The 16253-nt window shown below is 35.9% G+C and carries 13 protein-coding genes; 6 read left to right on the forward strand and 7 right to left on the reverse strand.

Going from position 1 to position 16253, the window contains the following annotated elements:
• Positions 1-22: 22 nt before the first annotated feature.
• Positions 23-901, reverse strand: a complete 879-nt coding sequence (locus LBP67_08400) for an AraC family transcriptional regulator (GenBank protein ID MDR2084996.1) — start codon at positions 899-901, stop codon at positions 23-25.
• A gap of 274 nt (positions 902-1175) precedes the next feature.
• Here LBP67_08400 and LBP67_08405 point away from each other — a divergent pair, with 274 nt between their 5' ends.
• Together LBP67_08405 and LBP67_08410 are read left to right on the forward strand one after the other, a co-directional pair.
• Entirely contained in the window at positions 1176-2294 is a 1119-nt protein-coding gene (locus LBP67_08405; GenBank protein MDR2084997.1) for a histidine kinase, read from the forward strand.
• Positions 2295-2296: 2 nt separating this feature from the next.
• Positions 2297-3067, forward strand: coding sequence for a LytTR family DNA-binding domain-containing protein (locus tag LBP67_08410; GenBank protein MDR2084998.1), 771 nt, complete (start codon positions 2297-2299; stop codon positions 3065-3067).
• Positions 3068-3073: 6 nt separating this feature from the next.
• Here LBP67_08410 and LBP67_08415 read toward each other — a convergent pair whose 3' ends face one another.
• Positions 3074-3976 carry a helix-turn-helix domain-containing protein gene (locus LBP67_08415; protein ID MDR2084999.1) on the reverse strand — a complete coding sequence of 301 codons (903 nt, stop codon included), beginning with the start codon at positions 3974-3976 and terminating at the stop codon, positions 3074-3076.
• A 222-nt stretch (positions 3977-4198) separates the two neighbouring features.
• On the opposite strand from LBP67_08415, the gene LBP67_08420 reads away from it, so the two are divergent.
• Positions 4199-5311, forward strand: a complete 1113-nt coding sequence (locus tag LBP67_08420; protein MDR2085000.1) for an efflux RND transporter periplasmic adaptor subunit — start codon at positions 4199-4201, stop codon at positions 5309-5311.
• A 130-nt stretch (positions 5312-5441) separates the two neighbouring features.
• On the opposite strand, the gene LBP67_08425 is transcribed toward LBP67_08420, so the two are convergent.
• Entirely contained in the window at positions 5442-5798 is a 357-nt protein-coding gene (locus tag LBP67_08425; protein MDR2085001.1) for a four helix bundle protein, read from the reverse strand.
• A gap of 81 nt (positions 5799-5879) precedes the next feature.
• Between LBP67_08425 and LBP67_08430 the strand changes: the two genes are divergently transcribed.
• The 3 genes from LBP67_08430 (at position 5880) to LBP67_08440 (ending at position 11980) form a co-directional block, all read left to right on the forward strand.
• Entirely contained in the window at positions 5880-8999 is a 3120-nt protein-coding gene (locus LBP67_08430; protein MDR2085002.1) for an efflux RND transporter permease subunit, read from the forward strand.
• 150 nt (positions 9000-9149) lie between these two features.
• Positions 9150-10505, forward strand: a complete 1356-nt coding sequence (locus tag LBP67_08435; protein MDR2085003.1) for an MATE family efflux transporter — start codon at positions 9150-9152, stop codon at positions 10503-10505.
• A 104-nt stretch (positions 10506-10609) separates the two neighbouring features.
• On the forward strand, positions 10610-11980 hold the full coding sequence (locus tag LBP67_08440) for a TolC family protein (GenBank protein ID MDR2085004.1): 1371 nt from the start codon (positions 10610-10612) through the stop codon (positions 11978-11980).
• A 51-nt stretch (positions 11981-12031) separates the two neighbouring features.
• Here LBP67_08440 and LBP67_08445 read toward each other — a convergent pair whose 3' ends face one another.
• The 4 genes from LBP67_08445 to cysD form a co-directional block, all read right to left on the reverse strand.
• Positions 12032-13057, reverse strand: a complete 1026-nt coding sequence (locus LBP67_08445) for an OprO/OprP family phosphate-selective porin (GenBank protein MDR2085005.1) — start codon at positions 13055-13057, stop codon at positions 12032-12034.
• A 165-nt stretch (positions 13058-13222) separates the two neighbouring features.
• Entirely contained in the window at positions 13223-13930 is a 708-nt protein-coding gene (locus LBP67_08450; protein MDR2085006.1) for a phosphoadenylyl-sulfate reductase, read from the reverse strand.
• A 2-nt stretch (positions 13931-13932) separates the two neighbouring features.
• Positions 13933-15210 carry a GTP-binding protein gene (locus tag LBP67_08455; protein ID MDR2085007.1) on the reverse strand — a complete coding sequence of 426 codons (1278 nt, stop codon included), beginning with the start codon at positions 15208-15210 and terminating at the stop codon, positions 13933-13935.
• 123 nt (positions 15211-15333) lie between these two features.
• On the reverse strand, positions 15334-16239 hold the full coding sequence (cysD, locus tag LBP67_08460) for a sulfate adenylyltransferase subunit CysD (protein MDR2085008.1): 906 nt from the start codon (positions 16237-16239) through the stop codon (positions 15334-15336).
• Positions 16240-16253: the final 14 nt, after the last annotated feature.

Raw genomic sequence — 16253 nt, forward strand, 5'->3', positions numbered from 1 at the left:
AAACATATCGCCTCAAAAAATATTATTTCCTTCGAAACTCCAATGGTGTCATTCCAACATGTTCTTTAAAAAACTTTCCGAAGAAAGATTGATTTGGAAAGTTTAATTCATCCGAAATCTGTAATACCGTTAAATCCGTAGATTTCAAGAGCATTTTAACTTCAATAATAATTGCCTGGTGTATCCAAAACAAAACCGTTTTTCCCGTAACTTCTTTTATTATTGATGATAAATATTTTGGAGTTATACAAAGTTTATCCGCATAAAAAGCAACAGTTCTATCTTGTTTATAATTAACTCTCAACAATTTAAAGAAATCAGTGGTAATTTCTTCCGCACGTGAAGAAGGAGAAGGCAATGCTCCTACCCTCATATTATAAAGTCCGATCATTTCTAAAAGCATTGTATAAAGAATTCCTTTAACAATTTCCACGCGGTAAGGTTGTTCGAACTGGTTGTGTTGCTTTACGATCAAAGCATAATATTCAATCAAATCCTCCATCGCATCCTTCGGCACTTCCATACATGGCAAATGTCCGAAATTCATCATAGTATAAAAATCTCGCGGCAAAGGGAGTCCGGCAATAAAATCAACAGAAACAAACAACTTTTCAATAAAAAAGTCGTCGGATTTATCTATAATTGTAATAACCTGATTCGGCATAATGGCAATAATAGTATTGGGTTTCAGATCATATTCCCGAAAATTTATCCTAAGTTTCGCACTTCCTCTTAAACATAATCCCAAGACAATTCCGGAAAACATAAATGGGTCGTTGAACAAAATTTTTTGAGAAATCAAATTATTATTATCCGGCAGAATGAAATTTTTTATACCATAATTATTATCAACGTTTTCTAAATCAGCAATTAAAATCCTATTTGATTTAATATTAGTCATATTTTTATACGTTAAAACTTTACAAAGATAAAAATATTATAGTAATACGGATTTTACGTATTAATAAACCTCAGATTGCGGAATTTAAAGATTTTAAAATTTTATAATATTATCAGATTCTATAAATTATATTATTAAATCATTACCAAGTAACTATTAACCTCATAGTTCCAATTTCGTCTCTCAATCTAATTTTTCAACCATTTAGACAGATTTTTAACATTTTCATAACTTAATTTCTTAATTTTGCATTCGCAAATCCAAAAATCATTTAATGAGAAATATCAATAACATAATATCATTTAGCAACTTTAAGATTAGAAAAGAATTTATCACATATCGTATTGCAATTCTTCTATCGCTCGGACTAAGCATTACTCTATTTCTGTTTTTTTCTCTGAATCTTTATTTTAATGAATTAATTGCACCGCACGACGATTTTGCGCAACCTCCGCATCGCATGACAACCATAACAATGTTGTATAATTGGATATCAACCTTGTTATTGATACTTTGTTTGTTTCTACTTAATTTTCGTTTATTCAAAACTAAAATATCTCCACCAAAGAGAAATCTAATTATAGTCGTAGGAAGTTTGCTAATTATCCTAATTCTTCGCATAGCAACAACATGGATTTTAACCGAAATAGATTCGCCTTTACTTGACTCCCCTATTTTTCCTATAAAATGGAGAGGGATTTTCAGAGATCTTTTTTTAATGGTGATTATCATTTTTATTTCACAAATTTTACTTCTTTCTCAAAAAAGACGATATGCCGAACTGAATTATGAAGCAATGAAAGCCGAAAATGCTAATTCAAGGTTTGAAGCGCTTAAAAATCAATTGGATCCGCATTTTTTATTTAACACTTTCAATACTTTGGATTCACTGATACAAGAAGATCCCGAAGGTGCCCGAAATTATTTGCAGCAATTATCGGCAGTATTTAGATATGTTATGCCTAACAAGGAACTTACAACCCTCGGAGATGAACTGGAATTTACACGCAATTACAACGATCTTATGCAATTACGATATGAAGATTGTTTGATTTTTGAATTTGACATAGATGAAAATTTCTTGCACTATCAAATCGTTCCGTTAAGCATTCAAACACTTGTAGAAAATGCCATAAAGCATAATGTGATATCTGCAGACACACCTTTTACGATAAAGATTTCTGTAGGACCGGAACCTATTGTAACTGTAATAAATCAAATCAGACCTAAAAAAACATCACAAAGCGGAAGCGGAATAGGATTATCAAATCTTTCCGAGCGTTTTAAACTAAAACTTCAAAAGGAAATAATAATAACAAATGTAAACGGTGTATTTAAAGTAACGCTTCCTCTATTAACACCGGAAAGCAACAAACAAAACAGCAAATTGTAATTATGAAAGCTATAATAATTGAAGATGAAAAAAGAGCAATCGACAATCTGAAACGACTGCTCGGAAAGCTCGATCCTGAAATAGAGGTTATTGCGGAAATAGCTACAATAGACAATAGTATAAAATGGTTTAATAATAACCCAATGCCGGATATTGTATTTCTTGATATACATTTAGCCGATGGTTCATCTTTTGAGATTTTCAAAGAAATTGATATTGAATCTCCTATTATATTTACAACCGCTTATGACGAATATGCGTTAAAAGCTTTTGAGGTAAACAGTATTGATTACCTTTTAAAACCGATAAATAAGGAAAAACTTCAAAGGGCCTTATCTAAAATAAAAATGTTTACTCACACCAAAGATGTTATTTCATTAAACAATTCTAATTTGATAAAAGCTTTGACACAGACTCTTCGTAATGAACCTAATTACAAAACTTCTATTCTTGTAATTCATAAAGATAAATTGATTCCTGTTCATGTTGAAAACATCGCATATATCTATACGGAACATAAAATTGTAAAAGTTGTAACTCTTAATAATACCGATTATGTTATTGATCAATCTTTGGAAAAACTTTCTCAACAATTAGATCCCGGCAATTTCTTCCGAGTAAACAGACAGTATTTTGTTTCGCGCAATGCGATAAAAGACGCATCTATATGGTTTTCCGGACAATTATCATTAAACCTGAAAATTCAAACGCAAGAAAGAATAGTAGTAAGTCGCTCCAATGTGAAAAGTTTTAAAATATGGCTGACAACCTAAAAAATATCACAGACATTTCCGATATTCTATAGGTGATTTCCCAGTATTTTTCTTAAAAAACTTACTAAACGATGCCTGGTCGGAAAAGTTTAGTTTATCTGCAATTTGTTGGATAGTAATCTTTTTGTTCCGAAGTAATATTTTTGCATCCATCAAAATAACATCGCTAATCACTTTTATAGATGTCTTTCCAATAACTTGTTTGACAACTCTTGACAGATAAATGGGAGTAATATTTAATTTTTTTGCATAAAAAGCAACTTCATGCTCCTGTGTACTGTGTTTAAAAAGTAAATCGAAGAAATGAACAACTATTAACTCGTAAGCATTCTGCGGTTTATAAACTTCTGTTTCAAACTTTTGTATCAATAAATTCCATATTTCAAACATCAAATTAGCAAAATCATTTTTTATAATTTTTGCCCGATAAAAATATTCTTCCCGTAAAATATCCTTCTTCAATTTTTCTACATTCTCAACGATTCTGCTAAAATCCATATCTTGTAGTCCAATAATCGGATTAGGTTTTCCCGCATTTAGCACATCCAAAGGCGGCTTTTCATCATCCGTAGAATTTTTGAAAAAATCATGTTCCACAACAATATGAAATCCCCGAAAATCTTCCGATGAAAAAACATTATTAATGATGTGTTTTTCAATCAGTGTAAACATCATATTTTTCTTTATCGTATATGGCTTATAATCAATTGTAATATGAAGTTCTCCTGCAGTAACCAAGAAAATAGTAAACGCGTTCAATCGTATCGGTATAGCTAAATGATCCTCTTCCTCAGCCGGTAAATGATTGAGATCTATAAGAATAATTTTATTCTCGTAATTGATTACTCTATCGAATTGTATATCATCAATAAAATCAGTTAATTCTTTTAACTGTGAACTTGTTTCCATATTTGATTCTGAGTATTTTTCCTGCAAAGGTAGTAAAAGAATAATGACAAAGTAAAAAAATGACAAATATCACGTGATTTTCGTCGAAAGAATTTGAGTGTTCGTAGAAAAAGTAAAAAATGGACAAATATTGGTTAAATTAAGACATCTAGAGTTGCTAGCATTTGTAAGACTTTTGCATTCAAAAATAAACAGTTGATAACTTAAAAAAATAATTATAAAATGAGAAAAAAAATAATCATTCATTCGGTATGGATAATATTATTAGGAGCATGTTTAACTTCGTGCGGCAGTAAAGCTACAATGCAACCGGCACAGGCAGAATACAAATTAATGGAAATCAGTTTAAGCGATAAAAAGCTGACAACAAGTTACTCCGCATCCATCAAAGGCAGGCAAGACATAGAAATCCGTCCGCAGGTTTCCGGTCTTATTACGGATATATTGGTAACGGAAGGTGAGATTGTTAGTAAAGGACAGACATTGTTTATTATCGACCAAGTAGCATACAAAGCATCTTTGGAAACGGCAAGAGCCAATGTAGAAGCAGCCAAGGCTACTGTAGAAACCGAACAACTGACTGTTTCCAGTAAAGAAGAATTATACGCACAGGATGTGATTTCTCTTCACGATTTGCAGACTTCCCGAAATTCTCTCAAGACAGCCGAAGCACAACTCGCACAGGCGAAAGCACAGGAAATAAGTGCAAATAACGATCTGTCTTATACCGTAATAAAAAGTCCGGCGGACGGTATTGTCGGCACATTACCTTACCGCGTGGGAGCCTTAGTAAATTCTTCTATTACAACTCCGCTCACAACAGTTTCCGACAATTCTGAAATGCACGTCTATTTCTCCATGACGGAAAATAATGTTCTTTCGCTTACGCGTCAATACGGTTCGTTGGCAAAAGCGGTTGCATCTATGCCGGAAGTAGAACTCAAACTCAGCGACGGAAGCATATATGAAACTAAAGGTCGTATAGAAACCATCAGCGGCGTTATCGACAAAACAACCGGAGCAATCAGCGTAAAGTCGTCTTTCCCCAATGAAAACGGTATTTTGTTGAGTGGCGGCGCCGGCAGTGTGATTTATCCTTACGAAATGAAAGATGTTATCGTAATCCCACAAGCTGCCACCTACGAATTGCAGGATAAAATATTTGTTTATAAAGTTATTGACAGCATTGCCGAATCAACAGAAATCAAGACTTTCCAGATAAACGACGGAACAACTTACATTGTGGAATCCGGTCTTTCAGTAGGAGATATTATTGTTGCCGAAGGAGCGGGACTTCTGCGAAACGGCGCTACCGTTTCGCAAATTAAGAATTAAGAGTTAAGAATTAAAAATGAAAGGCTGAGTGATGTATAACATTGATAATAAACATATTTCATTAATTTATTATATAATTTATTATAGATTTATGGTAATATCTAAATTTAATGAGATAAATAAATCATTCTTAACTATTTCGTTTTGAAGTTTTAACGATGGAAGCGAGTATGCAAATAATTTCTTCAATATCAACAAAAAGAGAATCGTACATGGATTTTGTAATAAATTTAGTATCATGTAAAAGGTTAATCCAATATTTTGTTTCGTTGGCTTCTTTCAGTGTAACATACATTTCATTGATAAAATCAGCCTTACTTTGTGCAAAGCGACCTTCACTAACAAGTGCACCAATTGCAGTTCCGCTTCGTAACAATTGCTTTGACAAAACATATTCCTGTTTTTTCTTGCTTAAGAACGTATATGCATTTACTATACGTATAGCAAATTTATATGATTTATCAGAAATGATACTATCTTTTTCCATTTCTAAATATTTTAATTCCAATAATATAATTGCAAAATTAAATAAAAAATTCTTAACTCTTAATTTTTAATTCTTAATTTCATGAGTATAAAAACCTTTATAGATCGCCCCATTCTTTCCGCAGTTATTTCCATTGCGATTGTTATATTGGGTATAATAGGACTTCAATCGTTGCCCATAGAGCAATATCCTACCATTGCAACTCCAACCGTGATGGTTTCGGCTTCTTATACCGGAGCTGATGCCCAAACGGTACAAAACAGTGTTATTATTCCGTTGGAAGAGGCAATTAACGGAGTTGAAAATATGATTTATATGACTTCGGATGCCAGCAATAACGGTTCGGCTTCCATTTCAGTATATTTCGAGCAGGGAACCGATCCCGATATGGCAGCAATCAATGTGCAAAACCGCGTTTCGCAAGCCAGCGGACAACTTCCGGCAGACGTTACAAAAGGTGGGGTAACGGTTAGCAAAATGCAGAGCAGTCAGGTAATAATTTTCAATCTCTACAGTAGCGACGACCGTTTCGATGAATTATTCCTCACCAATTATGTAAATATCAATATCATTCCTAAAATACTTCGGATTGAAGGTGTTGGCGGTGTGGATGTATTGGGCTCGGATTATGCAATTCGTATCTGGTTGAATCCGGGATTGATGGCACAATATGGACTTGTTCCACAGGATATTGCTAATGTTTTGGGCGAACAAAATTTAGAATCCCCAACCGGAAATTTCGGTGAAAATTCAGATAATATGTTCCAATATTCTATGAAATATAGAGGACGGTTCGAAACACCGGAAGAATTTGGCGAATTGGTTATCCGTTCGCTTCCCGATGGTGAAGTGTTGCGCTTAAAAGATGTTGCCGATATAGAACTCGGAGCAGAAAGCTATACCATGACCGGAACAGCAAACGGGCATCCCGGAACTGTCTGCATGGTTTCTCAAACCGCCAATTCCAATGCCCGCGATATCGCCATTCAGATTGAAAATTTGTTGGAAGAAATAGAAAGTGATTTACCCCCAGGCGTAAAAATCGGCACAGTGCAGAATGTACGTGATTTCTTGGATGCATCCATAAAAAATGTACTTACAACACTGCTCGAGGCCCTCATTCTGGTTATCCTTGTAGTATATATTTTCCTGCAAAACGCTCGGTTAACGCTTATTCCAATGATCAGTATATTTGTTTCCCTTATAGGTACATTCGGCGCTTTATCATTGTTTGGCTACAGCATTAACCTGCTAACACTCTTTGCATTAGTACTTGCAATTGGTACTGTGGTGGACGATGCCATCATTGTAGTCGAAGCGATACAGGCAAAACTAGACCAGGGCTATAAATCCGCCTACAAGGCAACTGTAGACGGGATGAATGGTATTACTTCGCCTATTATTGTCAGTACAATGGTTTTTATGGCGGTATTCATTCCTGTGACTTTTATCGGCGGCACGTCCGGTATTTTCTTCACACAATTCGGTGTTACAATGGCAGTTGCGGTAGGAATCTCCGCTTTGAATGCGCTTACCCTAAGTCCGGCCCTCTGCGCCTTATTGATTCGTCCGGAAAAAGATTCGGGAGAAGGCGGAAAGTCGTTCCAACAACGTTTTCGCAAAGGATTCAATACCGCATTCAACACAATCACAAATCGTTATGCCGGCGGTGTGAAATTTTTTCTGAAACGTAAATGGGTGGCAGGCGGAATTTTGGCAACAGCTTTTGCACTGTTGATTTTTACAATGGTAAATACCAAAACAGGCCTTGTTCCCGATGAAGACCAGGGAATGCTTTTTGTGAACGTGAATACTGCTCCGGGAACAACGCTTAGTCAAACGCAAGAAGTAATGGCAAGAGTGGAAGAAGCGATTAAAGATATTCCCCAGATTGCCGAATATTCCAACAATGCCGGTTTCGGAATGCTTTCGGGACAAACACCGACTGCCGGAATGATTATGTTACGTCTCAAACCGTGGGACGAACGCAAGGGTAAAGGAGATGATATTGACGCTGTAATAAACGAAATTTATGCCCGTACGACAAATATCAAAAATGCAAATCTTTTCATTTTTTCACCACCTATGATTATCGGTTACGGTTCGGGCGACGGTTTCGAGATGTATATGCAGGATAGAGCGGGAGGAACTGTAGAAGACCTTTATTATGCAACGCAGGATTTTATTGCCAAGCTTAATGAGCGTCCCGAAATCGGCATGGCATATTTTACATTCGATATTAAATATCCGCAATATTCTGTAGACGTGGATTTCGCTAAATGTAAACGGGCAGGTGTTTCGCCAAGCGAAGTCTTATCTGTAATTTCGAGTTATTACGGAGGAGTTTATTCCTCCAACATAAATCGTTTCTCGAAAGTATATCGCGTTATGATGCAAGCTTCTACAGAATATCGTCTTGATACGGAATCGCTCAACAATATTTTTGTCCGCACTGATGAAGGAATGGCTCCAGTGGCTCAATTTGTTACATTGACTAAAACTTATGGCTCTGAGACTATAAGCCGTTTCAATATGTTTAATTCAATAGCCGTAAACGGTTCCCCGGCAGATGGATACAGTTCCGGTGATGCAATTCAAGCGGTTAAGGAAACTGCCGCACAATATCTTCCCACAGGATACGGATACGAGTTTAGCGGTATGAGCCGGGAAGAATCCGACAGCAGCAATAATACCGTCATTATCATCGGATTATGTATATTGTTTATCTTTTTGATTCTTTCTGCATTATATGAAAGTTTCTTAATTCCGCTTGCCGTAATTTTATCTGTCCCTATCGGATTGATGGGTAGTTTTTTATTCACTTGGATGCTCGGATTGGAAAATAACATTTACTTGCAAACAGGAATAATTATGCTTATCGGACTTTTATCCAAAACAGCGATTTTGATTACCGAATTGGCACAACGTTACCGCAAAGAGGGATTGAGCATTTACGAATCAGCATTGAGAGCCGCCAAAGAACGTCTTCGTCCTATTTTGATGACCGCTTTGACCATGATAGTCGGATTACTTCCTTTGGTATTTTCATCCGGAGCAGGGGCTAACGGTAATATCTCGCTCGGTGTAGGAACTGTATTCGGCATGACGATCGGAACTTTAGCCTTGTTGTTCATAACCCCGTCATTGTTTGCTGTGATGCAGAAATTGCAGGAAAAGTTAAAAGTTAAGAATGAAGAATGAAGAGTTAAGAATTAGTAATATTTAAATAAGATAAAATGAAGATGCCGACAATAATTAACTCACTTAGTGTGCTAAATATAAAATATTTAGCTATAGTTTCAATCGCTTTTACACTCAACCCCGAACTTTTCAATCTTAATTCTTAATTCCATGAACTCCGTTGACATATTAGGCACTGAGAAAGTTGGAAAGCTATTGTACAAATACGCTGTACCGTCGATTATTGCTATGGTTGCTCAATCCTTATACAATCTTGTTGATAGTATTTTCATCGGTCATGGAGTTGGAGTTTTGGCAATTGCGGCTTTGGCTATCGCTTTACCGCTGATGAATTTGAGTTCCGTTTTAGGTTCGATGGTTGGCAGCGGAGCTTCAACATTTATTGCTCTCAAGCTAGGAGAAAAAGACAAAAAGTCGGCATCTCTTTGTTCCGGAAATGTTGTTTTACTCAATCTGATCATCGGCATAAGCTATACAATAATTGTCTTAATCTTTTTAGACCCGATTTTGTTATTCTTCGGTGCGAGTGAGGACACGCTTCCATTAGCAAGAGATTATATGCAGATAATAATTATCGGAAATATTATAACGCAATTATTTTTAGGACTCAATGAAGTAATCCGTTCGTCTGGATATCCGCAAAAAGCAATGAAAATGATGCTGTTGGCAGTTATATTAAATTGTTTTTTAGACGCTCTTTTCATTTTCGGTTTCGGCTGGGGAATAAAAGGAGCCGCATACGCGACAGTTCTGGCACAGATTATTGCCCTACTTTTTGAAATCAAACATCTTTCAAACAAGAATCATATCATTCATTTCGAACGCAATATCTTTCATCTGAGAAAAAATATTGCTTCAAAAATCATCACAATCGGACTTTCACCCTTTTTAGTCAATGTTTGCAGCAGTTTGGTGGTAATCATTTTCAATAATATATTTAAAAAATACGGCGGCGATTTATATATTGCGGCTTACGGAATCGTTAACAGGCTGCTTACTATTGTTGTTATGATTTTAATGGGATTATCAATAGGAATGCAACCGGTATTTGGATATAATTTCGGAGCAAAATTGTACCCACGCGTAAAAAGGACGCTCGGAATAACTTTGTTGTGTGGAATCTCTATTGCAAGCTTTGCTTTTATATTGTTCCAAAGTTTTCCGGAACTATTATGCAAATTATTCTCACATGATTCGGGATTGATAGAAATATCTTCGCAAGGATTGCGGATTATGAGCGCCATGTTACCTTTTGTTGGATTTCAAATTGTGGCTTCTAATTTCTTTCTATCAATCGGTTATGCAAAAAAATCAATATTTCTTTCGCTTACACGTCAATTTTTATTTCTCATTCCCTGCATTTTGATATTGCCGAAATTTTTGGGTATAACCGGAGTTTGGGCGAGCGCTCCATTAGCCGATTTAATTTCGGCTATTGTTACCGGAATCATGTTATTACATCAGATTAAGTTACTAAAAAGAATACAAAACCATGCTATACAATAAATTAAGAAAGATAGAATATTCCTTATACCAGAAAAATTAAAAATAAAGCTTAATTACATAATCATCTAAACCAAAATAATATGACTAAAAATAATAATCAAAATATGAAATCGAAAATCCAATTTTTAATTTTTACTTTTTCATTTGTAATCCTATTCTCCGGTTGCGGTATTTACACCAAATATTCTCGTCCCGAAATGCGTACCGATAATGTTTTCGGAGAAAATATAGAAACTGTTGATACAACAACCATCGGGGATTTACAATGGACGGAAATGTATTCAGATGCATATTTGCAGAAATTGATTCAAAAAGGGTTGGATAATAATACTGACCTTCAGATTGCCCGCTTACGGATCTCACAGTCTCAGGCATCTCTGAAATCCGCCAAACTCGCTTACACTCCTTCGGTTTCTTTCAATCCGTCGGGAACCGTCAGTAGTTTTGACGGACAGTCGGCAAGTAAAACCTACGAATTACCTGTGAGTGCCAGTTGGGAAGTGGATATCTTCGGGAAATTAACCAATCAAAAACGACAATCACAGGCATCGCTTGAAGAAAGCGAAACATACCAACAAGCGGTGCAATCTCAATTGATTGCCAATATTGCTAATTATTATTATACTTTGTTGATGCTGGATGAACAGTTACGAGTAACTCAACAAACAGCTGTAAGTTGGGAAGATAATGTAAGAACGTTGCGTGCTTTAAAGAAAGCGGGCGAAACCAATGAGGCGGCGGTTTCACAGGCTGAAGCCAACAAATGTTCTGTGGACGCTACCGTATATGATTTGAAGTTGCAAATTACGGAAATTCAAAATTCATTATGTGCTTTGCTTGGCGAAATTCCTCAAACAATAGAACGTGGAAACCTGAACAATCAAACTTTTCCACAAGAATTATCCGTTGGTATTCCGGTTCAATTACTATCCAACCGTCCGGATGTACGAAATGCAGAAGCATCGTTAAAAAGGGCTTTTTATACTACCAATGAAGCACGTTCCTATTTTTATCCTTCTTTGAATTTGAGCGGAATTTTGGGTTGGACAAACAGCAGTGGCGGAGTCGTTACCAATCCGGGAGCTTTGATTTGGCAAGTTGTGGGATCTATAGCTCAGCCGATTTTTAATCAAGGAAAAAACAAGGCCCGACTCGAAATAGCTAAATCTCAACAAGAAGAGGCAAAACTGACGTTCCAGCAAACCATTTTGGATGCAGGTGCGGAAGTGAACACAAATCTTGCCAAATATCAAACCGCGAAACAGAAAGTAGCTCTTTATGAAACACAAATATACTTACTCGAATCCGCAGTTAAATCTACCAAACTGTTGATGGAATACGGAACAATTAATTATCTGGAAGTTCTCACAGCGCAACAAACCTTATTGGATGCCGAGCTTTTACAAATCTCCAATCGATTTGATGAGATACAGAGCATTATTAATCTGTATAGTGCTTTGGGCGGAGGAAGATGATTTAGAACCAAAAATAAAATGAATAATATTATCATTTTGAAGAAATATTCATTAGAATGATAATGTTATCATCGCACTAACTAAATTACTGTTAGAATCCGCATTATGACTATGTGTTTTATATATATAATTTACTTGGCAACGAAGGAATTTTGTAGCCCAATAATTTAATCCTACTGTGTAATCCGTTTGATAAGTTTCGGGGGAATTTATATCATTACGGAAAAAGTCATAACGGATAGCAGGCATTAATCTTCCGAAGAAAGTGTAACCGGCCAGCACATAAAATCCATCACTTTTCACTCCTCCGGTATTTCCTCCTACATACTCTGCACGAGCCACAACTTTTTTATCATCATAACGTATTCCCAAACTCCAGCGATCGCGACGCGATAAGACATTCTCCGCATCATCAGTATCAACTTCGAATTTACCTAAATATCCGGAAGCGGAAATCGTCAAATGTTTAATCGGATTAAAACTAATTCTACCGACAACATCTTTGGCTTTATCTTTATCCCGTATATTTATGCCGGAACCATTGAAAACACCCAAATCATATTGCAACATGTAAAATCCGTCTGCTTTAAAAAGAGAACCGCTGACCATTATACCAACGTCTCTTCCGTTAGATTTCATTCCTGATATATCTTGATAAGAGCAAAGTTTTATAGTTGACATTGAGTTATCTATAAACTCCAAATTTTGCGGCGAATACGGATTCTCCATAGTAAAAGGAATCTTAAATTCTCCTACCTGAATATGCAACCACGGTTTGATTTTCGCTCGAACATAGGCATCCAACAAAAAAGCATCGGAAGCAAATTCGAACTGTAATCTATAATCGAAAACCGGAGATAAATCGCCCCGAAAATCAATTCTGGCGCGGCGGACATCAAAAGAATTTATATCATCTCCGTATTGATAACGAAAATTGATTAATCCTGAAATCTTAGGAAGCATCGATTGGATCTTCTCTAATTTTTTTAATCTTTCATTGGTAGTACTATCCGGTTCCTGTGCAAAGATTGTTATTGGCAATAATATAATTAGTATTAAAAGTGTATTTTTTTTCATAAACAAAATTTATTTAAATTAATTAAGAGTTATGGATGGTTTGATTTGTTATTATAATTTTCACAAATTTATCTTTAACGGAGAATACTAATTTGTTATTAATTTTACACATAACAATATCCCTTCAATTTTTAACTATTAATTCTTAACTCTCTTAACTCATCACTACTTACGATGCAATCCGCATTCTTTATGATTCGGATCTTCCCACCACCAGCGGCCGGCACGTATATCTTCGCCCTGTTCAACGGCTCGAGTGCAAGGTTCGCAACCAATACTCGGAAATCCTTTATCATGAAGTTTATTATATGGAACAGAATTTTCCTTAATATATTTCCAAACTTGCTCTTCCGTCCAATTTATAAGCGGATTTATCTTTACAAGTCCGTTACTTTCATCCCACTCGACTAATTGAACATCATTGCGCGTAACAGATTGCTCGTGGCGAAGTCCGCATATCCAGGCATCCAAGCCGGCAAAAGCACGACGCAAAGGTTCGATCTTCCTGATTTCACAACATTTTTTTCTTTTTTCAATACTCTCATAAAAAAGATTAATTCCTTCAGCATTTACCATTTGTTCAACTCTTTTATAATCAGGAAAATAAATTTCTATATTAATTCCGTACTTCATACAAGTTTTATCAATCAATTGATAAGTTTCCGGAAATAATCGACCGGTATCAAGGGTAAAAATTCTGATTGATTTATCAATTTTGACAATCATATCGGTGAGTGCCTGGTCTTCGATGCTTAAACTTGAAGATAAAGCTATTTTTTTATCAAATTTTTCTAAAAAGAAACTAATAACTACCTGCGGATCCGCATCAATAAGTTCTTTATTCCACTTTTCGATTTCAACTTTTGAATACATAATTAAATATTTTCTATTATCATACCTGCGCCAACAGTTTCAAATGTATGTTGATCAATAATAATTAAACTTCCTGTTATGCGATTATGTTTGTAATAATCATAAACTAAGGGATTGGCGGTTTGAATTGTAATTGCAGCAATGTCATTCATATTAAGCTGTTTTACATCTGATTCAAGTTCTAATGTATTGATATTATGTTTGTAATGAATCTCTTTGACAATACCCAATGTTTCATTTGTTGCTTGTTTGATTAAGTACCTGCCGTTTAATGGCATTGGACTTTCATTAAACCAACAAACAGTCAGAGTTATTTTTTGTGAAACTTGAGGCTCAATACCTTTCGTCCCTACTAACATATCTCCTCTGCTTATATCAATATCATCGGCAAGTTGAATCGTAACCCAATCGGGAGTAAAAACTTCATCAATTACTTTCTCTGCCTGCGATAAAGCCGTAACCTTCGATTTCAGTCCGGAAGGCAAAACTCGCAATTCGTCCCCAATATTAAGTATTCCGCCCGACATTCTTCCGGCGTAACCCCTGAAATCGGGGAATTTATCGGAAATCGGCCGAATAACATATTGTACGGGCATTCTAACTTCGGAAGAATTTATTTTATGTTCTATAGGCGTACTCTCCAATAACTCCATCAAAGTTTCGCCGGTATACCAAGAGATTCGTTCCGATCTTTCAACAACATTATCTCCGTATTTTGCAGAAATCGGAATAAATTTCACAGCATCGATTTTCAAAGTCTTCAATATACTATTATAACTTTCACAAATCTCATCATAAACTTCCTGCGAGAAATTTATAAGATCCATTTTATTGATACAAACCACAATATGGGGAATTCCGAGCAATGAGGCAATAAAAGAATGCCGTACCGTTTGTTCCAGAATACCATGTCGCGCATCAACTAATATAATTGCAAGATCTGCGGTAGATGCACCTGTAACCATATTCCGGGTATATTGAATGTGTCCGGGAGTATCAGCAATAATAAATTTGCGTTTAGGAGTAGCAAAATACCTGTAAGCCACATCAATAGTAATACCTTGCTCTCTTTCGGCGCGAAGGCCATCGGTAAGTAAAGCCAAATTAACTTCCTCATTTCCACTACGTTTAGAAGCAGTTTCAACAGCTTCAAGTTGATCCTCAAAAATCGATTTGCTATCGTACAACAGTCGCCCGATTAAAGTACTTTTCCCGTCATCAACACTTCCGGCTGTAGTAAAGCGTAAAAGCTCCATATCTAAATATCCGTTTTTTGACATAATTTTTTAATTAAAATATTCATTTATACAGAATTACAAAATTTTTAAAATTAACATATATGTAAACTATATGTCAGCAAATTTTTCATTATTAATCAATTATTTAAATTCATTTAATAATAATCAAAAGTAACCTGATTTCTTCCGGTCTTCCATAGCCGTTTCGGATCTTTTATCATCGGCACGGCTACCGCGTTCAGTAACGCGTGTTGCGGCAATTTCCTCTATGATATCTTCCAATGTATGTGCTTGGGAAAGTGTTAGTCCGGTACAACTGATATCACCGATAGTTCTGCATCTGACATTACGGATTTCCACTGTTTCGGTAGGACGAAGTTTCATACAAGGTTCAACCGCCAACCATTGTCCGTTACGCTTAAACACAGGTCTTTCGTGAGTGAAATATATACTCGGCATTACAATATTTTCCTGCAAAATATATTGCCATACATCCATTTCAGTCCAATTACTTATAGGAAAAATACGAAAATGCTCGCCCATATTCTTATGGCCATTAAAAATATTCCACAACTCCGGACGTTGATTCTTCGGATTCCACTGTCCAAATTCATCACGATGCGAGAAAATACGCTCCTTAGCGCGGGCTTTTTCCTCATCTCTACGGGCACCGCCGATTGCAGCATCAAATTTGTATTCTTCAATAGTATCAAGCAATGTTGTAGTCTGCAATTTATTACGACTTGCATCATAGCCTGTTTCTTCCTTTACCCTACCCTTGTCAATCGATTCTTGCACAGAACCTATAATCAAAGTCGCACCTAATCTTTCAACAAGAGCATCACGATATTCAATTGTTTCAGAGAAATTATGACCGGTATCTATATGCAAAAGAGGAAAAGGCAATTTTGCAGGATAAAAAGCCTTGTAAGCCAGATGAGTAAGAACAATTGAATCTTTTCCGCCGGAAAACAGAAGTGCAGGTTTTTCAAACTGTGCCGCCACCTCCCGCAAAATGTAAATTGACTCGGCCTCCAACTCTTTAAGATGTGTTAATTTATATTCAGACATATTATTATTTCCTT

The organism is Bacteroidales bacterium (assembly GCA_031276035.1).
Taxonomy (GTDB): Bacteria; Bacteroidota; Bacteroidia; order Bacteroidales; family BM520; genus RGIG7150.

What these genes read in the sequence shown, in the direction of transcription:
- LBP67_08410 (MDR2084998.1), top strand. Translation starts at nt 2,297, where the DNA reads ATGAAAGCTATAATAATTGAAGATGAAAAAAGAGCAATCGACAATCTG.
- LBP67_08400 (MDR2084996.1), bottom strand. Translation starts at nt 901, where the DNA reads ATGACTAATATTAAATCAAATAGGATTTTAATTGCTGATTTAGAAAAC.
- LBP67_08415 (MDR2084999.1), bottom strand. Translation starts at nt 3,976, where the DNA reads ATGGAAACAAGTTCACAGTTAAAAGAATTAACTGATTTTATTGATGAT.
- LBP67_08445 (MDR2085005.1), bottom strand. Translation starts at nt 13,057, where the DNA reads ATGAAAAAAAATACACTTTTAATACTAATTATATTATTGCCAATAACA.
- LBP67_08435 (MDR2085003.1), top strand. Translation starts at nt 9,150, where the DNA reads ATGAACTCCGTTGACATATTAGGCACTGAGAAAGTTGGAAAGCTATTG.
- LBP67_08420 (MDR2085000.1), top strand. Translation starts at nt 4,199, where the DNA reads ATGAGAAAAAAAATAATCATTCATTCGGTATGGATAATATTATTAGGA.
- LBP67_08425 (MDR2085001.1), bottom strand. Translation starts at nt 5,798, where the DNA reads ATGGAAAAAGATAGTATCATTTCTGATAAATCATATAAATTTGCTATA.
- LBP67_08405 (MDR2084997.1), top strand. Translation starts at nt 1,176, where the DNA reads ATGAGAAATATCAATAACATAATATCATTTAGCAACTTTAAGATTAGA.
- LBP67_08455 (MDR2085007.1), bottom strand. Translation starts at nt 15,210, where the DNA reads ATGTCAAAAAACGGATATTTAGATATGGAGCTTTTACGCTTTACTACA.
- LBP67_08450 (MDR2085006.1), bottom strand. Translation starts at nt 13,930, where the DNA reads ATGTATTCAAAAGTTGAAATCGAAAAGTGGAATAAAGAACTTATTGAT.
- LBP67_08430 (MDR2085002.1), top strand. Translation starts at nt 5,880, where the DNA reads ATGAGTATAAAAACCTTTATAGATCGCCCCATTCTTTCCGCAGTTATT.
- cysD (MDR2085008.1), bottom strand. Translation starts at nt 16,239, where the DNA reads ATGTCTGAATATAAATTAACACATCTTAAAGAGTTGGAGGCCGAGTCA.
- LBP67_08440 (MDR2085004.1), top strand. Translation starts at nt 10,610, where the DNA reads ATGAAATCGAAAATCCAATTTTTAATTTTTACTTTTTCATTTGTAATC.